The 17,999-nt window shown below is 64.9% G+C and carries 14 protein-coding genes; 11 read left to right on the top strand and 3 right to left on the bottom strand.

Annotated features, from left to right (window positions below; genetic code table 11):
- Window positions 1-49: 49 nt before the first annotated feature.
- The 3 genes from recJ to LBW87_RS21215 are packed head-to-tail and all read right to left on the bottom strand — an operon-like array spanning window position 50 to window position 4,905.
- Window positions 50-1,744, bottom strand: coding sequence for a single-stranded-DNA-specific exonuclease RecJ (gene recJ / locus LBW87_RS21225; protein WP_225203462.1), 1,695 nt, complete (start codon window positions 1,742-1,744; stop codon window positions 50-52).
- Window positions 1,741-2,775 (bottom strand): hypothetical protein, encoded by a 1,035-nt coding sequence (locus tag LBW87_RS21220; protein WP_225203461.1) that lies wholly within the window; start codon window positions 2,773-2,775, stop codon window positions 1,741-1,743. The genes recJ and LBW87_RS21220 overlap by 4 nt, the downstream gene beginning before the upstream one ends.
- A 33-nt stretch (window positions 2,776-2,808) precedes the next feature.
- Window positions 2,809-4,905: an ATP-dependent helicase gene (locus LBW87_RS21215; RefSeq protein WP_225203460.1), complete on the bottom strand. Its 2,097-nt coding sequence runs from the start codon at window positions 4,903-4,905 to the stop codon at window positions 2,809-2,811.
- 201 nt (window positions 4,906-5,106) lie between these two features.
- Between LBW87_RS21215 and LBW87_RS21210 the strand changes: the two genes are divergently transcribed.
- The 11 genes from LBW87_RS21210 to pnuC all read left to right on the top strand — a co-directional run bounded on the left by LBW87_RS21210 (window position 5,107) and on the right by pnuC (window position 17,904).
- A complete protein-coding gene (locus tag LBW87_RS21210) occupies window positions 5,107-6,372 on the top strand; it encodes a lipoprotein-releasing ABC transporter permease subunit (RefSeq protein WP_225203459.1) in 1,266 nt (421 codons plus the stop codon).
- The gene (gene lolD, locus LBW87_RS21205; RefSeq protein WP_225203458.1) at window positions 6,365-7,063 is read left to right on the top strand and encodes a lipoprotein-releasing ABC transporter ATP-binding protein LolD; all 699 of its coding nucleotides are present in this window, start codon (window positions 6,365-6,367) and stop codon (window positions 7,061-7,063) included. The genes LBW87_RS21210 and lolD overlap by 8 nt, the downstream gene beginning before the upstream one ends.
- Window positions 7,064-7,187: 124 nt before the next feature.
- Complete coding sequence (gene argE / locus LBW87_RS21200; protein ID WP_225203457.1) at window positions 7,188-8,360, top strand: acetylornithine deacetylase; 1,173 nt, start codon at window positions 7,188-7,190, stop codon at window positions 8,358-8,360.
- 238 nt (window positions 8,361-8,598) lie between these two features.
- Window positions 8,599-9,405 carry a TatD family hydrolase gene (locus LBW87_RS21195; RefSeq protein ID WP_225203456.1) on the top strand — a complete coding sequence of 269 codons (807 nt, stop codon included), beginning with the start codon at window positions 8,599-8,601 and terminating at the stop codon, window positions 9,403-9,405.
- Complete coding sequence (locus tag LBW87_RS21190) at window positions 9,405-11,882, top strand: DNA internalization-related competence protein ComEC/Rec2 (RefSeq protein ID WP_225203455.1); 2,478 nt, start codon at window positions 9,405-9,407, stop codon at window positions 11,880-11,882. Before LBW87_RS21195 ends, LBW87_RS21190 begins: the two co-directional genes overlap by 1 nt.
- A gap of 94 nt (window positions 11,883-11,976) precedes the next feature.
- A complete protein-coding gene (locus LBW87_RS21185) occupies window positions 11,977-12,798 on the top strand; it encodes an alpha/beta fold hydrolase (RefSeq protein ID WP_225203454.1) in 822 nt (273 codons plus the stop codon).
- 125 nt (window positions 12,799-12,923) lie between these two features.
- Window positions 12,924-14,579 (top strand): CTP synthase, encoded by a 1,656-nt coding sequence (locus tag LBW87_RS21180; RefSeq protein WP_225203453.1) that lies wholly within the window; start codon window positions 12,924-12,926, stop codon window positions 14,577-14,579.
- A complete protein-coding gene (kdsA, locus tag LBW87_RS21175; protein ID WP_225203452.1) occupies window positions 14,576-15,430 on the top strand; it encodes a 3-deoxy-8-phosphooctulonate synthase in 855 nt (284 codons plus the stop codon). The genes LBW87_RS21180 and kdsA overlap by 4 nt, the downstream gene beginning before the upstream one ends.
- A gap of 120 nt (window positions 15,431-15,550) precedes the next feature.
- Window positions 15,551-16,834: a phosphopyruvate hydratase gene (gene eno, locus LBW87_RS21170; RefSeq protein ID WP_225203451.1), complete on the top strand. Its 1,284-nt coding sequence runs from the start codon at window positions 15,551-15,553 to the stop codon at window positions 16,832-16,834.
- Window positions 16,835-16,882: 48 nt separating this feature from the next.
- Window positions 16,883-17,269: a cell division protein FtsB gene (ftsB, locus tag LBW87_RS21165; protein WP_225203450.1), complete on the top strand. Its 387-nt coding sequence runs from the start codon at window positions 16,883-16,885 to the stop codon at window positions 17,267-17,269.
- 29 nt (window positions 17,270-17,298) lie between these two features.
- Complete coding sequence (gene pnuC / locus LBW87_RS21160) at window positions 17,299-17,904, top strand: nicotinamide riboside transporter PnuC (RefSeq protein ID WP_225203449.1); 606 nt, start codon at window positions 17,299-17,301, stop codon at window positions 17,902-17,904.
- The last annotated feature ends 95 nt before the right edge of the window (window positions 17,905-17,999 follow it).

Here is a 17,999-nt window from a genome sequence, read left to right as displayed (position 1 = left end):
AGCCACGCCGCCATTGTGCCACTTGTGCTGCCCGACTGCCTTTACATGTTCAGGCGGCCTCCGCATGTTCGACCATCAGTTGCACCGTGGTCTTGCCGTTGTATTCGTTGGCATCCAGCCGGAACGCCACCCGCGCATGCTCGGGCAGCGACTCGGCGTGGCCGAACCAGATGGCGTCGTAACGCTGGCCATCCTTCTCGAGCAGCAGTTTCAGGTGTTTTTCCTTGAGCACGCGCTGGTTGAGCACACGGAAGGTATCGCAGAATACCGGCGGCGCAAAGCCCTGGCCCCATACCTGTTCATCCATGACCCCGATGAATTGCACCGAATAGTGGGCATCTTCGAGCACCCCATCGGTTTCGATCACGCGCTCCAGCTGGTTTTGCGTGAGCCAGTCGCGCCCGACCGCTTCGAACGCCTGCGAGAAGGCGTCGAAGGATTCGGCGTGGATGGTCAACCCGGCCGCCATCGCATGGCCGCCAAACTTGGTGATGACCGAGGGCGCGTGCTTGGACACCAGGTCCAGCGCGTCGCGCAGGTGGAAGCCGCCGATCGAGCGGCCCGAGCCCTTGATGAAGCCTTCGTCGCCCGGGGCGAAGGTGATGGTCGGACGGTAGAACTTGTCCTTCAGGCGTGAGGCGACGATGCCGATCACGCCTTGGTGCCAGGAGGGATCGAAGACCGAGATGGTGCGGCGGTCGGCCGGGTTGAAGTCGTCCAGCAGGATCATCGCGGTGTCCTGCATGCCGGCCTCGATGTCGCGCCGCTCGCGGTTGATGGCGTCGAGTTGCTGGGCAATGGTCCAGGCCCGCCCTTCGTCATCGGTGACCAGGCATTCGATGCCCAGCGACATGTCGGCCAGCCGGCCGGCGGCGTTGAGGCGTGGGCCGACCGCAAAACCGAGGTCGAACGGCGTGGCGCGGCGGGCTTCACGGCCGGCCGCGCGAAACAGGGCGGCGATGCCGGGATGCATGCGGCCGCTGCGCATGCGCTTGAGGCCTTGCGCCACCAGGATGCGGTTGTTGGCGTCGAGCTTGACGACGTCGGCCACCGTGCCCAGCGCGACCAGGTCGAGCAGGTTGCCCAGCGGCGGCTGGTTCTTGACGTCGAAGATGCCGCGCTGGCGCATTTCGGCGCGCAACGCCAGCAGCACATAGAACATCACGCCCACCCCGGCCAGGTTCTTGCTCGGGAAGCCGCACTCGGGCTGGTTCGGATTGACGATCACGCGCGCGTCCGGCAGCGAGTCGCCCGGCAGGTGGTGGTCGGTCACCACCACGTCGATGCCACGCCGCCTGGCTTCGGCCACGCCGTCGATACTGGCGATGCCGTTGTCGACGGTGACGATGATGTCGGGCGCTTTCTCGCGCACGGTCAGTTCGACGATCTCGGGCGTGAGGCCATAACCGTATTCGAAGCGGTTGGGTACGATGTAGTCGACCTGCGCGCCCAGCATGCGCAAGCCGCGCAGCCCGACGGCGCAGGCGGTGGCGCCGTCGCAGTCGTAGTCGGCCACGATCACCAGCTTCTTGCCGTCGGCGATGGCATCGGCCAGGTAGCGCGCCGCGGCGTCGATATGCAGCAGGCCTGACGGCGGGATCAGCGACTGCAATTCGCTGGCCAGCTCGCGCGCGCTCGACAGCCCGCGCGCGGCATATACCCGCGCCAGCACCGGGTGCACGCCTTCGGCGATCAGTTGGTCGGCCTGCTGCGCCGAATAGGGACGGGTGGTGATGCGAATCATGCGGCCAATCGTGAGAGGGAGGGTTTGACCCAGAACTTGCGCAGGTTGGCGCGACCGGTGCCGAATTGCCGGACCCGGTCCGAGCCGGTCAGCACCAGCTCGATGCGGTCGATGGCGCCGGCCCGCAGGGCGTCCAGCAGCGGCGCCAGCCAGTCGCGGTCGAGTTCTTCCACGCGTTGCAGCCACAGCCCCCATTCTTCGGCCAGCGCCAGCTCGATCAGCGTATCCAGCGCCAGCAGGCGCGGGCCGGAGGCGGCGACGAGTGCGCCCAGCTCTGCCGCACCGCCCTGGCCCAGCGGCAGTTGCCAGCCGCCGGGTGCAACACTGGTGGCGCCGGGTTTGGCGCCGGTATCGGCGCCGGCATTGCTGCCGCCCCAGAGCCAGATCGAATTGACGGTCTTCAGGCCGCGCGCCTCGCGCTCTTCGTTGAGCGCCTCGGTGAACCACTGCATCTGCACTTCATTTTGCAGCTTGCGCCAGGCCAGCTCACCCGGGCCTTCCGGCATCCAGATGTCGACGTTGCGCCCGCTGGCCGCGCCCGGGGTCGAGGTGCGCAGGCCGGCCCAGGCATCGGCGCGGATGAACCAGGTGCGGGCGTCGCCATAGATCAGTTCGTAGCCCAACTCGACAAACAGCGGGGCGGCGGCGTCGAACAGCTTCTGCGACTGGGCCTGTTCCAGTTGCAGCTGGCCGACGTCGGTCAGCACCAGGTGGTCGCGCGCGACATGGATATGCGCCGGGTGCAGGACGAACCAGTGGCCTTCGCGGGCGCCATGGCCGAAGCGCTGCATCAGCGCGCTGGCCGCTGGCGGACTGCTGTCCGGCGTACTGCGGGTCAGGCCGAAGTGCTGTGCCAGCCAGTGTTCGTGCGGCAGCGCACGCGAAAACGGATCACAGGCCTGGGGCGGCGCAGTCTGCCCGGCACGCGCCAGCAGCATGGCCAGCGCCGGTGCGCTGGCCTGGCGCAACAGGTCGCGGGCCAGTTCGGCTGGCGGCAGGGCGAAGGGGATCAATACAGTGAGTTGATTCATGGGGCGCTATTTTAGCGGCTCGCGAGGTATTGGTTATGGTTTCGTCCAGGCACGCTTGGCGCGTTGCCGCACCAGCATCCTCACGCTCTCCGGCATGGGCGTGCGCGCACCGTTGACTTCGGCCGACAGCCACAGGCTGTCATCGAAGTGCTGCAGCATGCGGGTGGTGATGAAGCGGCTGCGGATGGCGTTGACGTGGCGGTCGCCCTGGGCCGTCTGCTGGGTGATGTAGAAACGCTGCGGCACCACCAGGTGCAGATGCTCGCGGGCGCGGGTCATCGCCACGTACAGCAGGCGCCGTTCTTCGGCGATCTCGGCTTCGCTGCCGGTGGCCAGGTCGGACGGAATGCAGCCGTCAACTACGTTGAGGACATGCACCGAGCGCCATTCCTGGCCCTTGGCGGAGTGGATGGTGGAGAGGGTGAGGTAGTCCTCGTCGCGATAGGGTGGGGCCGAATAGTCGCTGCTGGACTCGGGCGGGTCCAGCGTCAGCTCGGTGAGGAATTTCTCGCGCGAGGCATAGCCGGCGGCCAGCGCCGCCAGTTGTTCGATGTCGGCGCTACGGGCGCTGGCGTCGTCGTAGCGGCGTTCCAGCTGCGGCAGGTACCAGTCGCGCGCCACATTGATGTCGGTCGGCCAGGGCGCCCCGGCACGGCGCATCAGCGCATAGGCGTCGGCGAAGGCCTGCCATTCCAGCGCAATGCTGGAGGGGGCGCTGAAATTGAGCAGCGCATCGGCCGGGTCGCCGGCGCCGGTCATGGCGTCGAGCGCTTTGCGGGCGGTGGCCGGACCGACCCCGGGGATCAGCTGCAAGGCCCGAAAGCCCGCCATGCGGCCATGCGGGTTGTGGGCCAGCCGTAGCAGCGAGAGCAGGTCCTTGATGTGAGTGCTTTCCAGAAATTTCAGGCCGCCGAACTTGACGAAGGGAATATTGCGGCGGGCCAGTTCCAGCTCCAGCGCGGCGCTGTGGGTGGCGGTGCGAAACAGCACCGCCTGCGACTTGAGGGTAAGGCCCTGTTCGCGATGGGCCAGCACCCGGTTGGCGATCCAGCGCGCCTGCTCGGCTTCGTCGGGGATCACCACCAATTGCGGCTTCTGCGACGACGGGGTGTCGCTCCACAGGTGCTTGTGATGGCGTTCGGGAGCGTCGGCGATGACCGCATTGGAGGCCGCCAGGATCGGTTGCGTCGAGCGGTAGTTGCGTTCCAGCGTGACCACTGCGGCCTGGCGCGAAAACAGATCCGGAAAGTCGAGGATGTTGCGCACCGTGGCGCCACGGAACGAATAGATCGACTGGGCGTCGTCGCCCACCGCGGTCACGCCGGCGCCGTCGGGCTTGAGGCGGTGCAGGATGTCGGCCTGCAGGCGGTTGGTGTCCTGGTATTCGTCGACCAGCACATGGTCGAAGCGCTGACCCATGTGCTGCGCCAGTTCGGGCTCCGACAGCAGGTCGGCCCAGTACAGCAGCAGGTCGTCGTAGTCGAGCACGTGCTGCTGTTCCTTGGCATCGACGTAGCGCGAGAAGAGATCGGCCAGTTGCCGTTCCCATTCGCGGCACCAGGGAAACTGGCTGGCCAGCAGTTGGCCCAGTTCGGCGCGGGTGTTGACGGCGCGCGAGTAGATCGCCAGGCAGGTGCCCTTGAGCGGAAAGCGCTTGTCGGTCGACGACAGGCCCATTTCGTGGCGCAACAGGCCGATCAGGTCTTCGGAGTCGCCCCGGTCCTGGATGGTGAAGTCCGGTTCCAGCCCGATCTGCACGGCATAGTCACGCAGCAGCCGGGCGCCGACGGCGTGGAAGGTGCCCGACCAGGGCAGCGCAGGCGGCGCGGCCTCGGGCGCCAGTTGCAGCACTTGCCGGATCACCTGGCCGACGCGCCGCCCCATGTCGGCCGCGGCCCGGCGCGAAAAGGTGAGCAGCAGCATGCGCTGCGGGTCGGCGCCGTCGAGGATCAGGCGCGCCACCCGGTGCGCCAGCGTGTTGGTCTTGCCCGAGCCGGCGCCGGCCACGATCAGCAAGGGGCGTTGCTGGTCCGGCGGCAGGCGGCCGTCGTGGTCGACGGCGGCGCGCTGCTGCGGGTTCAGGCGGGCGAAGGGATCGGTGTGGAGTTCGGTGTGGAGTTCGGTGGACATGGTGTGCAGGATGAGCAGGCAGTCGGCCAACTTTAGCCGACGTGATGGCGATACTGTATATATAACCAGTTCTTGCTGCAAGCAGTGAACCAGTACGCCGCATTACGCTCTACAGCGCACTGGGGCCAAGCGCGGCAGCAGGTCCATTCTGTGGCAAACTGCGCGCTTCGCCTCGCCCTCGGGGTCAATCACGGAGCAATTTTGAGTTTGATAAAAAACCTGCCGTTCGAGTGGCTGGTCGGCATCCGCTATACGCGTGCCGGCAAGCGCAGCGGCCGTAACAGTTTCATTTCGTTCATTTCCCTCATTTCGATGGCTGGCATCGGGCTCGGCGTGGCAGCGCTGATCGTGGTGCTGTCGGTCATGAACGGCTTCCAGAAGGAAGTGCGTGACCGCATGCTGTCGGTGCTGGCGCATATCGAGGTGTTCGACGCCTCCGGCGCCATGCACGACTGGCAGGCGGTGGCCAAGCAGACCTTCCAGAACAAGGAAGTGCTGGGCGCGGCGCCCTATGTCTCGGCCCAGGCCATGATGACGCGCGACGACAGCGTGCGCGGGGTGATGGTGCGCGGCGTGCTGCCGGACGAAGAACCGAAGGTGTCGGATGTGGCCAGCAAGGTCATCAAGGGCAGTTTCGGTTCGCTCAAGGCGGGTGAGTTCAATATCGTGCTCGGCAGCGAACTGGCGCGCGGCCTGCGCGTGGGCGTGGGCGACAAGGTTACGCTGATCGCACCCCAGGGACAGGTCACACCGGCCGGCGTGCTGCCGCGCCTGAAGCAGTTCACGGTGGGGGGGATCTTCGAGGCCGGGCATTTCGAATTCGATTCGTCGCTGGCCTTCATCCAGATGCAGGACGCCGAGACCTTGTTCCGGCTGGACGCCCCCAGTGGCGTGCGGCTGCGCATCCGCGACATGCTGGAAGCGCCGCAGGTGACCCAGCAACTGGCTTCGACGCTGTCGGGCGACCTGTATCTGCGCGACTGGTCGCAGCAGAACAGCAACTGGTTCGCCGCCGTCAAGACCGAGAAGCGGATGATGTTCATCATCCTCACCCTGATCATCGCGGTGGCGGCTTTCAACCTGGTCTCGACGCTGGTCATGACGGTTACCGACAAGCAGGCCGACATCGCCATCCTGCGCACGCTGGGAGCTTCGCCGGCCTCGATCATGAAGATCTTCGTGATCCAGGGCGCACTGGTGGGGCTGATCGGCACCGCCGTGGGCATCGGCCTGGGCGTGGCGGTGGCGCTCAACATCGATGTCGTGGTGCCGGCCATCGAGCGCGCCTTCCATGTACAGTTCCTGCCCAAGAGCATCTATGTGATCTCGGAGTTGCCGTCCGATCTGATCTGGTCGGACGTCTATACCATCGGCGCGCTGGCCGTGGTGCTGGCGTTCCTGGCGACCTTGTATCCCAGCTGGGCCGCGGCCCGTGTCAAACCGGCGGAGGCCCTGCGTTATGAATGATGTGATCGACCAAGAACCGGTAGTGCTGGCCGCGCGCGGCCTGGGCAAGACTTTTTCGCAGGGCAAGTATTCGGTGAAGGTGCTGCAGGGCGTCGACATCGACGTGCGGCGTGGCGAGCAGGTGGCCATCGTCGGCGCCTCAGGCTCGGGCAAGTCGACGCTGTTGCATTTGCTGGGTGGGCTCGATACGCCCACCACCGGCACCGTGCAGTTGCATGGGCGCGACTTCGCCACCCTGGGCGAATCGGCCCGGGGCCAGTTGCGCAACCAGTCGCTGGGTTTCGTCTACCAGTTCCACCATCTGCTGCCCGAGTTCTCGGCGCTGGACAACGTGGCCATGCCGCTGATGATCCGTCGCGTCAAGCGCGGCGAGGCGCAGCAGCAGGCGCGCGAGATATTGGCCCGGGTCGGCCTGGAACAGCGGGTGTCGCACGTGCCGGGCGAGCTGTCCGGCGGCGAGCGTCAACGGGTGGCGCTGGCGCGCGCGCTGGTGACGCGTCCGGCCTGCGTGCTGGCCGACGAGCCCACCGGCAACCTCGACCGTGGCACCGCCGACCGCACCTTTGCGCTGATGATGGAGTTGTCGGCCACGCTGGGCACGGCCTTTGTCATCGTCACGCACGACAATGAACTGGCCGGGCGCTGCAAGCGTCTGTTGCGCCTGTCGGAGAACGGTTTGCAGCCTGGCTGACTGTCGCGAGAGGGGGCTGTCGGCGGCAATCGCCGAACGGCCTCATAATAGTGCCTAGCGTCATGTCGTCTGCGTCCCTCGGGCGCAGACGCTTTTTATTTATCCGTAGAACTGCAATCACACCATGAATAACCGCCAATGGCTGGAAACGCTGGTCGGCTTCGACACCACCAGCCGCAACTCCAATCTCGACCTGATCGCCACGCTGCGCGACAGCCTGGAACAACAGGGCATCAAGCCCTGGTTCGCCCACAACAAGGAAAAGACCAAGGCCAACCTGTTTGCCACGCTGCCGGCGACCGCCGGCGATGCCGCTGGCAGCACGGATGGCGGCATCGTGTTGTCCGGTCATACCGACGTGGTGCCGGTGGACGGACAGAAGTGGGACACCGACCCCTTCAAGCTGACCGAGAAGGATGGCGCATTGTTCGGGCGCGGCACCTGCGACATGAAGGGTTTCATCGGCACGGCCATGGCGCTGGTGCCTGAATTCCTGGCCATGCCGCGCGTCAAGCCGATGCACCTGGCATTTTCGTACGACGAGGAAATCGGCTGCATCGGCGCGCCGGTGATGCTGGAAGAAATCGTTCGTCGCGGCATCAAGGTCGACGGTTGCGTAGTGGGCGAGCCGACCAACATGAATGTGGTGGTGGCGCACAAGGGCATCAACGTGTTCGCCTGCAAGGTGCATGGCAAGTCGGCCCATTCGTCGCTCACGCCCCAGGGCTGCAACGCCATCGAGCACTCGGCGCGGTTGATCTGCGCGATTCGCGACTTCGCCGATGCGTACAAGGCCAACGGTCCCTACGATCAGTTCTTCGACGTGCCGTTTACCACCATGACCACCAACCAGATTCGCGGCGGCATTGCGGTCAACACCATTCCCGAGCTGTGCGAATTCACTTATGAATTCCGCAACCTGCCGGGTATGACGGTGGGCGACATCCAGGCCCAGATCGACAACTACGTGCGCGATGTGCTGCTGCCCAAGATGAAGCTGGAGTTCGCCGATGCCCGCATCGAGATCGACAACTTCGCCGGCAGCCCGGCGCTGGAAGCGGCCGAACAGGCGGCCATGACCGAACTGGTGCGTGCGCTGACCGGCGACCGTGAAACCCGCAAGGTGGCCTATGGCACCGAAGCCGGGCTGTTCCAGCAGATCGGCATTCCGACCATCGTCTGCGGTCCCGGCGATATCGGCAACGCCCACAAGCCCAACGAGTTCGTGACGCTGGATCAACTGGCCAACTGCGAACAGTTCCTGCGTCGCCTGGGCAAGTCGCTGCAGGCCGCCTGAGACAACGGGGTGTAAGTAAAAGGACGCAGCACGTTGCGTCCTTTTTTATTGGGCGTGGCGTCCGAATTCGGTTTTGCGGTCGTCTTTGCAAGTGTTAAGGCGGCGCGGCCTCGGGTTAGGCGCTACACTTCCGCATACGGGGCGCGGCATGCCCTCCAGAAGCATCGAAGACGATGCCGGTCGGCGCCGCATCAGGTTTGAAGCAGTCCAGCGCAAGTTTTGATTTCAACGCATATCCATGTGGGTCGACACGCATTGCCATCTCGATGCCGGTGAATTCGGTGCCCGTTCTGCCGCTGTCGCAGAGCAGGCCGCCGCCGCTGGCGTGGGCGCGATCGTCATTCCGGCCATCGCCCGTTTCAATTTCGACACCGTCGCGCAACTAGCGCGCGCAGTCGGCAACGGCGTCTACGCGCTGGGTATCCATCCACTGTTCGTGCCGACCGCGCAGGAGTCAGATCTGGTCGCCTTGCGCGCCGCTGTCGCCCGCGCCATGGACGATCCGCTGTTCGTCGGCATCGGCGAGATCGGGCTTGATTTCTTCGTGCCGCAGCTGAAAGAGCCCGCCATGCGCGAGAAACAGGAGCTGTTTCTGGCCGAGCAGCTCAAGCTGGCGCGCGATTTCGCGCTGCCGGTGCTGCTGCATGTGCGCCGTTCGCAAGACATCGTCCTCAAGCATTTGCGCCGCATCCGCGTGCCGGGTGGCATCGCGCACGCTTTCAATGGCAGCTTCCAGCAGGCCGAAGCCTATATCGGGCTGGGGCTGCACCTGGGTTTCGGCGGCGCCATGACGTTTCCAAGGGCGCTGCAGATTCGGCGCCTGGCCAGCGACCTGCCGCTGTCGTCGCTGGTGCTGGAGACCGACGCCCCTGATATCGCGCCGGCCTGGCGTCATCCCGAAGTCAATACGCCGGACCAGATTCCGCGCATCGGCCAGACCCTGGCCGAGTTGCGCGGCATGACGCCGGATCAGATCGCCAGCGCCAGCACGGCGGCGGCGCTGGCCGCCTTGCCGCGCCTGGCGCATTCGGGATTGGCGCTCTGATGCGAAGTCTCATCATCGGCTTTGCGCTCGGTATCGGCCTGTTGCAGACGCAGGCGCAACTGCCCGGCATCGAATGGTATGTGCTGGGACTGCTGCTGGCGGCGTTGCTGGGCTACACCGCCTGGCGCTTCTGGAAACCCATGCTGCGCGTGCCCTTGCTGCTGACCTGCGGCGCCTGGCTGGGTTTCCTGTGGGCCGCCGCCTTCGCGCACTATTATCTCGACCAGGAATTGCCGAAGGCATGGGAAGGGCGCGACATCACCGTCATCGGCACCGTGGCCGACCTGCCGGATCGCACAGCGCTGGGGGTACGGTTTCGTTTCGATGTCGAGCAGGTGGTGATGCAGGGGCTGGTGGTGCCGCAGGTGCCGCCACGGCTGGCGCTGGCCTGGTACGGCAACCGCCGGGTGCAGGCGCCCGCCGAGGATGGCGAAGAGGCTGCTCCGGCGCGCCAGATGGCGGGCGACCTCAGGCCCGGCGCGCGCTGGCGCCTGACGGTGCGCCTGAAGCGTCCGCACGGGCACGCCAATCCGGATGGTTTCGATTATGAAGTCTGGTTGCTGCAGGACGACGTGCGCGCCACCGGCTATGTGGTGGATGCCGCCGGCTCCGGGCCAGGCACCGGCAATCACCGGCTGGATGCCTTTGTCTGGACGCCGTCGCACGTCATCGAACTGGCGCGTGGCTGGTTGCGCGACCGCATCATGACGGCGCTGTCCGGCCAGCCCTATGCGCCGGTGGTGGCGGCGTTGGTGATGGGCGACCAGCGTGGCATCAGCCAGGCCGACTGGGGCGTGTTCCAGCGTACCGGCATCGGCCACCTGATGGCGATATCGGGTTTGCATATCACCATGCTGGCGGGCCTGGCCGGGGCGCTGGCCAGCTGGTTGTGGCGTCGCTCACGGGTGGCCGGCAGGCGCCTGCCCCTGATCATGCCGGCGCAGAAGGTGGCCGTGATCGCCGGTATCGGCACCGCCTTGTTATATGTGCTGCTGGCCGGTTTCGAGGTGCCGGCGCAGCGTACCTTCTACATGCTGCTGGTGCTGGGCGTGGCGTTCTGGAGCGGGCGCTTCGTGCGCATCTCGCTGGTGCTGTGCCTGGCGCTGGGCGCGGTCCTGCTGCTCGATCCGTGGTCGGTATTGTGGCCGGGGTTCTGGCTGTCGTTCGGCGCCGTGGCGCTGCTGCTGTATGGCACGGTGGGGCGCATGCGTCCGCATCATGCGATGCAGGCCGCCGCCAGCGTGCGCTGGTGGCAGAAGCTATGGTTGTCGATCAAGACCGGCGCGCGTGCCCAGTACCTGGTTACGCTGGGTCTGGTGCCGCTGACGATGCTGTTGTTCGGACAATATTCGCTGGTCAGCCCGATTGCCAACGCGGTGGCGATTCCCCTGGTGGGCCTGGTGATCACGCCGCTGTCGCTGTTCGGCAGCGTGTTGCCGGCGTTTGCCGCCGAATGGGTGCTGCTGGTGCCGCATGCGCTGCTGGCCTGGCTGGCGGGCTTTCTGCAGTGGCTCGACCAATGGCCGTTTGCCGTGTGGCGCGCGCCGCTGCCGAGCTGGTGGATGTTCTTGCTGGCCGCTGGCGGCACCGCGCTGGTACTGGCGCCACGCGGCTGGCCTGCGCGCTGGCTGGGCTGGTTCGGCTGGCTGCCGCTGCTGCTCAATCCGGCGACTGCGCCGGCCGATGGCAACCTGCGCGTGACCGCGTTCGATATCGGCCAGGGCATGGGGCTGCTGGTGGAAACGCCGGGCCACCGCTTGCTGTACGACACCGGCCCGGCTTACGGCACCCATTCCGATGGCGCCTCGCGGGTGATCTTGCCGTACCTGCGGGCGCGCGGAATCGACCGGCTCGACCGGGTAGTGATTTCGCATAGCGACATCGATCATTCCGGCGGGGCGCTGTCGCTGTTTGGCGCAGTGGAGGTCGACAGTGTCTATTCGTCGTTGCCGGCCGGGCACCCGATTCAGCGGGCCTCGCCCCATCACCAGCGCTGCGAGGCGGGCCAGTCGTGGAACTGGGACGGCATCGGCTTCACCATGCTGCACCCCACGGCGCAGAGTTACGAAAGCGACAAGTGGAAGCCCAATGCCCGCAGTTGCGTTTTGAAGGTGCAGATCGGCCGCCAGGCTATCCTGCTGGCGGGCGACATCGAGGCCTTGCAGGAAGAACACCTGGTCGAGGGGCCCAACGCCGATCAATTGCGGGCCACGGTCTTGCTGGCGCCGCATCACGGCAGCAATACCTCGTCGACCGAACCTTTCCTGCGCGCCGTGCATCCCGAGCTGGCGTTGTTCCAGGTGGGCTATCGCAACCGGTTCGGCCATCCGCGGCCCGAGATCGATGCGCGCTACCGGGCGCTGGGTATCCGCACGCTGCGCACCGACCAGTCGGGCGCCATCACGCTCAATTTCGGCGACCAGCTGGTGGCCGAAGAGTATCGCCAGGAGCACGCGCGTTACTGGTATGGCCGCTGAGCGGGCATTTCGCGATCTGAAAAAATAGCACGCTCGCGGCGCCGGCCGTTTTGCTATGCTGGCCGGCATTGCCGCCTGCCAGCCTGACCAGACGATGTCGCTCCCCATCCTTCATTTTGTCCATGCCAACAGTTATCCCGCCGGGACCTATGGCATGTTGTTCGAACAACTGCGCCAGCACTACGACGTACGGGCCTTGCCGCTGCATGCGCACAATCCGCGCTTCCCGGTCGATGACGGCTGGCGCCGCCTGGCCTGCGAGCTGGTGGAAGAACTGGAGCGCAGCTATCCGGCGCCGGTGATCCTGGTGGGGCATTCGATGGGCGGCATCCTGGCCCTGATGGCAGCGCGCCAGCGTCCCGATCTGACGCGTTGCGTGGTCTTGCTCGATTCGCCGATCGTGGCCGGTTGGCGCGCCTCGGCGCTGCGACTGGCCAAGCTGTTGCGGCTCGATGGCCGGCGCTCGCCGGCGGCCGCCTCGGCGCGCCGGCGCAATGCCTGGCCCGATATCGAAAGCGCCTACCAGCATTACGCCGCCAAGGCCCTGTTCGCAGCGTGGCCGCAGCGGGTCTTGCGCGATTATGTCGAGCACGGGGTGGAACAGAGCGGGCAGGGCGGGGTGCGGCTGCGCTTTACGCGTGAGGCCGAGACCCAGGTCTATCGCACCATTCCGCATCACCTGGGACGGCTCAGCACGCGGCCGTTCCCGGTGCCGGTCGGTTTTATCGGTGGCGTCGATTCGGCCGAGTGCCGCCTGGCCGGGCTGGATGCCACGCGCCGGTTGGTGGGCGGGCACTTCCTGCAAATCCCCGGTGGTCATCTGTTTCCGATGGAGTCGCCGCTGGCGGCCGCTGCCGCCACCCATGCGATGATCGGCCAGTTGCTGGCGGCCGGGCAGGGCGCTCCCGCGCGCTGATGTTCTTGCCTGGCAATATCGGGCGCGGCGGGCGGGCCAATTATCGGCGCAGGGGGGATTAAAAAAGCGAGCGCTTTGGGGTATAATTTCAATTTCCCGCATGTGCCGTTCGGCACTCATCTGTAATGACCAAGTTTGTATTTGTCACTGGCGGCGTCGTGTCTTCCCTGGGTAAAGGGATCGCCGCCGCGTCCCTGGCTGCGATCCTCGAATCGCGTGGCCTCAAAGTCACCCTCCTCAAGCTCGATCCGTACATCAACGTCGATCCCGGCACGATGAGCCCATTCCAGCACGGCGAGGTGTTCGTCACCGACGACGGCGCCGAGACCGATCTCGACCTGGGCCACTACGAGCGCTTTATCTCGGCCAAGATGAAGAAGGTAAACAACTTCACCACTGGCCAGATCTATGAATCGGTGATCCGCAAGGAACGTCGCGGCGAGTATCTCGGCAAGACCGTGCAGGTGATCCCGCACGTGACCAACGAGATCCAGGATTTCATCCATCGCGGCGCCGAAGGCTTCGAAGTTGCCCTGGTGGAAATCGGCGGCACCGTCGGTGATATCGAGTCCCTGCCGTTCCTCGAAGCAGCGCGCCAACTGAGCCTGCGCTCGGGCCGCAATGCAGCCGCTTTCGTGCATCTGACGCTGGTGCCTTTCCTGGCCTCGGCCGGTGAGCTCAAGACCAAGCCGACCCAGCACAGCGTGCAGAAGCTGCGCGAAATCGGTATTTTGCCGGATGCGTTGCTGTGCCGCGCCGACCGTCGCATTCCCGACGACGAGCGCGACAAGATCTCGCTCTTCTCCAACATCGCCACCGATGCCGTCATCTCGGTGTGGGATGCAGACAGCATCTACAAGATCCCGCAGATGCTGCACGACCAGGGCCTGGACACCATCATCTGTGAAAAGCTGGGCCTGTCGCCCAAGCCGGCCGACCTGTCGATGTGGGACAAGCTGATCGATGCGCAGAACAATCCTTCGCACGAAGTCACCATCGGCATGGTGGGCAAGTATGTCGACCTGACCGAGTCCTACAAGTCGCTGACCGAGGCGTTGCGCCACGCCGGCATCCATACCGGTAGCCGCGTCAACATCGAGTACCTCGACTCCGAAGAGATCGAGGCGACCGGTACCGACACGCTGGCCAAGTACGACGCCATCCTGGTACCGGGCGGTTTCGGCAAGCGCGGCGTGGAAGGCAAGATCGCCGCGGCCCGTTATGCCCGCGAAAACCAGGTGCCGTACCTGGGCATCTGCCTGGGCATGCAAGTGGCGCTGCTCGAATATGCGCGCAACAAGGCCGGCCTGCCGCAAGCCAACTCGACCGAGTTCGATCCCGACACGGCGCAACCGGTCGTGGCGCTGATCGACGAATGGCAGAACCACGACGGCAAGGTCGAGCGTCGCGACGCCAATTCCGACCTGGGCGGCACCATGCGCCTGGGCGCGCAGACCTGTGACGTCAAGCCCGGCACGCTGGCCGCCGAGATCTATGGCAACACCGTGACCGAGCGTCATCGTCACCGCTATGAAGCCAACAACTTCTACCTGACTCGGGTGGAAGAAGCGGGCATGGTGGTGTCGGCCCGTACGCCGACCGAAGACCTGTGCGAAATCATGGAGTTGCCACGCAGCGGCGACAATTCGCATCCTTGGTACCTGGGCGTGCAGTATCACCCCGAGTTCAAGTCGACGCCGCGCGACGGCCATCCGCTGTTCATTTCGTTCATCCGTGCTGCGCTGTCGCATCATGACGCAAGCGCAAAGGGCAAAGCATGAAACTGTGCGGTTTTGAGATCGGGCTCGATCAGCCATTCTTCCTGATCGCCGGCACCTGTGTCATCGAGTCGGAGCAGATGGCTATCGATACGGCCGGCATCCTCAAGGAAATCACCGGTGAGCTGGGCATTCCGTTCATCTACAAGTCGTCCTTCGACAAGGCCAACCGTTCGTCGGGCTCGTCGTTCCGCGGCCTGGGCATGGAGCGTGGCCTGGAGATCCTGGCCAAGGTGCGCCAGCAGATCGGCGTGCCGGTATTGACCGACATCCACGACATCGAAGAGATCAAGCCGGTCGCGGCGGTGGTCGACGTGCTGCAGACGCCGGCCTTCCTGTGTCGCCAGACCGATTTCATCCGCGCCTGTGCGCAATCGGGCAAGCCGGTCAACATCAAGAAGGGCCAGTTCCTGGCCCCGCACGACATGGTCAACGTGATCGACAAGGCGCGCGCCGCCGCTGGCGAAGCGGGCCTGCCGGTCGACAACTTCATGGCATGCGAACGCGGCGTCTCGTTCGGCTACAACAACCTGGTGTCCGACATGCGCAGCCTGGCCATCATGCGCGAGACCGGCGCCCCCGTGGTGTTCGATGCCACCCACTCGGTGCAATTGCCGGGCGGCCAGGGTACCTCGTCGGGCGGCCAGCGCGAATTCGTGCCGGTACTGGCGCGTGCCGCCATCGCTACCGGCATCGCGGGCGTGTTCATGGAAACCCATCCCAACCCGGCCGAAGCCAAGTCGGATGGCCCCAATGCGGTGCCGCTGGCGCGCATGAAGGAACTGCTGGCGACCATGGTCGAACTGGATCGGGTGGTCAAGAAAGCCGGTTTCCTGGAAACCAATTTCGCCTGATAGCAACAAACGGCTGCCGCTGGCGGCCGTTTCATCGTGTGCAGGGGGCGGGTTCAAACCAAGCCCGTTTGCACCGGATGCACCCGCCAACAATTTTTAAAACCTTGATGGAGATTTGGAATGAGTGCAATCGTTGACATCATCGGCCGCGAAGTGATCGACTCGCGCGGCAATCCCACGGTCGAATGCGACGTGCTGCTGGAATCCGGCGTGCTGGGTCGCGCCGCCGTCCCGTCGGGCGCATCCACCGGTTCGCGCGAAGCGATCGAACTGCGCGACGGCGACAAGAGCCGCTATTTCGGCAAGGGCGTGCTGCAAGCCTGCGAAAACATCAATACCGAAATCTCGGAAGCCATCATGGGCCTGGACGCCAATGAACAGGCTTTCCTGGACCGTACCCTGATCGACCTGGACGGCACCGAGAACAAGAGCCGCCTGGGCGCCAATGCCATGCTGGCCGTGTCGATGGCCGTGGCCAAGGCTGCCGCTGAAGAATCGGGCCTGCCGCTGTATCGCTATTTCGGCGGCAGCGGTTCGATGCAGATGCCGGTGCCGATGATGAACGTCATCAACGGCGGCGCGCACGCCGACAACAACCTGGATATCCAGGAATTCATGATCATCCCGGTCGGCGCACCGAGCTTCCGTGAAGCGCTGCGCTACGGCGCCGAGGTGTTCCATACCCTCAAGAAGATCCTGCACGACAAGGGCCTGGCCACGTCGGTCGGTGACGAAGGCGGTTTTGCGCCTAACGTTTCCAGCCATGAAGCCGCGATCCAGCTGATCATCGAAGCCATCGAAAAGGCCGGTTACGAGCCAGGCACCCAGATTGCCCTGGGCCTGGACTGCGCCGCCAGCGAGTACTACAAGGACGGCAACTATCACCTGGCCGGTGAAAACATGGTGCTCACGCCTGCGCAGAAGACCGGCCTGCTGGCATCGTGGTGCGACAAGTACCCGATCATCAGCATCGAAGACGGCATGGCCGAGAACGACTGGGCTGGCTGGAAGCTGTTGACCGAAACCCTGGGCAAGAAGGTGCAACTGGTGGGTGACGACCTGTTCGTGACCAACACCAAGATCCTGCAAGAGGGTATCGACAAGGGCATCGGCAACTCGATCCTGATCAAGATCAACCAGATCGGCACCCTGACCGAGACTTTCGCCGCCATCGAAATGGCCAAGCGTGCCGGCTACACCGCCGTCATCTCGCACCGTTCCGGCGAAACCGAAGACTCGACCATCGCCGATATCGCGGTTGGCACCAACGCCCTGCAGATCAAGACCGGCTCGATGTCGCGTTCGGACCGCATGGCCAAGTACAACCAGCTGCTGCGCATCGAAGAGGATCTGGGCGACATCGCCACTTATCCAGGCCGCGCTGCGTTCTACAACCTGAAGTAAGCAGTCAGGGCGCGGTTTACGCCGCGCCCTCCGCGAAAGCTCCCGGCCATGCGCCTCATCATTCTTTGCCTGTCGTTGCTCCTGGTACTGATTCAGTATCCGCTTTGGCTCGGCAAGGGCGGATGGCTCAAGGTCTGGGAGCTGGACCGCCAGGCGCAGCAGGCACGCAAGAAGAACGAGGAGCTCAGGCAGCGCAATGCCAAGCTGGCCTCCGAAGTGGACGACCTCAAGCAGAGTCGTGGTGCGGTCGAAGAGCGTGCGCGCTTCGAGCTGGGCATGATCAAGCAGAACGAAGTCTTCGTGCAGGTGCTCGATGGCGCCTCCGGCAAACCCATGGCTTCGCCCAACCCCAATCCCTACATGCCCGGTTCAGGGCAGCCCAATAGCGTATCCGTCCCGGCCACCGCGCCCGAGGCCGCCAAGCCGGCGCCTTAGTTTTTCCATCCCATCCTGGTCTGGTCCCGATGAGCCTTGATACATCGCTGTCGTTGTTCGGCTTGACGACTACGCCGCTGGAGCTGCTGTCGTTCCTGCTGGCGGCGCTTACCGTATGGCTCAACATCCGCCAGAACCACTGGGCCTGGCTGTTTTCCATCCTGTCGTCGCTGCTGTACGCGGCCGTCTTTGCCAACGCGCGGCTGTATGGCGATTGCGGCCTGCAGTTCGTCTTCGTGGCGGTATCGATCTGGGGCTGGCATCAGTGGCTGCATGGCGGCACGGCGCAGCGCCAGCTTGAAGTGTCGCGGCTCTCGCGCATCGGGTGGATGCTCATGCCCCTGGTCTGGCTGGCCGGTTTCGGGCTGCTGTCGATGTTCCTGCGCCGCTTTACCGATACCGATGTGCCGCATATGGATGGCTTCCTGACGGCGGGCAGCTTGGTCGGGCAGTTCCTGCTGTCGCGCAAGAAGATCGAGAACTGGCTGGTCTGGATCGTGGTGGATGTGCTCTATGTCGGCCTGTACCTGTACAAGCACCTCACGCTGACCGCGATTCTGTATGGCCTGTTCGTGCTGATGGCGGTGGCGGGATGGCGGCGCTGGAAAGCTGAAAGCCTGGACAACTTTTCTTGAGACGTGCGGCGAACGACGCTGGGCCCTGACTTTCGTCAGGGCGACGGCGGTTGATTGAAACGTTTCCCGTCGTGCCGGCGAATGCCGGTACCCAG

Source organism: Herbaspirillum sp. alder98 (genome assembly GCF_020179755.1).
Lineage (GTDB): Bacteria > Pseudomonadota > Gammaproteobacteria > Burkholderiales > Burkholderiaceae_D > Herbaspirillum.
This window is presented reverse-complemented; position numbering and strand designations above follow the sequence as displayed.

Bases quoted from the DNA above. Each gene is read 5' to 3' on its own strand.
- recJ (WP_225203462.1), bottom strand. From the start codon at position 1,744: ATGATTCGCATCACCACCCGTCCCTATTCGGCGCAGCAGGCCGACCAA.
- LBW87_RS21220 (WP_225203461.1), bottom strand. From the start codon at position 2,775: ATGAATCAACTCACTGTATTGATCCCCTTCGCCCTGCCGCCAGCCGAA.
- LBW87_RS21215 (WP_225203460.1), bottom strand. From the start codon at position 4,905: ATGTCCACCGAACTCCACACCGAACTCCACACCGATCCCTTCGCCCGC.
- lolD (WP_225203458.1), top strand. From the start codon at position 6,365: ATGAATGATGTGATCGACCAAGAACCGGTAGTGCTGGCCGCGCGCGGC.
- argE (WP_225203457.1), top strand. From the start codon at position 7,188: ATGAATAACCGCCAATGGCTGGAAACGCTGGTCGGCTTCGACACCACC.
- LBW87_RS21195 (WP_225203456.1), top strand. From the start codon at position 8,599: ATGTGGGTCGACACGCATTGCCATCTCGATGCCGGTGAATTCGGTGCC.
- LBW87_RS21190 (WP_225203455.1), top strand. From the start codon at position 9,405: ATGCGAAGTCTCATCATCGGCTTTGCGCTCGGTATCGGCCTGTTGCAG.
- LBW87_RS21185 (WP_225203454.1), top strand. From the start codon at position 11,977: ATGTCGCTCCCCATCCTTCATTTTGTCCATGCCAACAGTTATCCCGCC.
- LBW87_RS21180 (WP_225203453.1), top strand. From the start codon at position 12,924: ATGACCAAGTTTGTATTTGTCACTGGCGGCGTCGTGTCTTCCCTGGGT.
- kdsA (WP_225203452.1), top strand. From the start codon at position 14,576: ATGAAACTGTGCGGTTTTGAGATCGGGCTCGATCAGCCATTCTTCCTG.
- eno (WP_225203451.1), top strand. From the start codon at position 15,551: ATGAGTGCAATCGTTGACATCATCGGCCGCGAAGTGATCGACTCGCGC.
- ftsB (WP_225203450.1), top strand. From the start codon at position 16,883: ATGCGCCTCATCATTCTTTGCCTGTCGTTGCTCCTGGTACTGATTCAG.
- pnuC (WP_225203449.1), top strand. From the start codon at position 17,299: ATGAGCCTTGATACATCGCTGTCGTTGTTCGGCTTGACGACTACGCCG.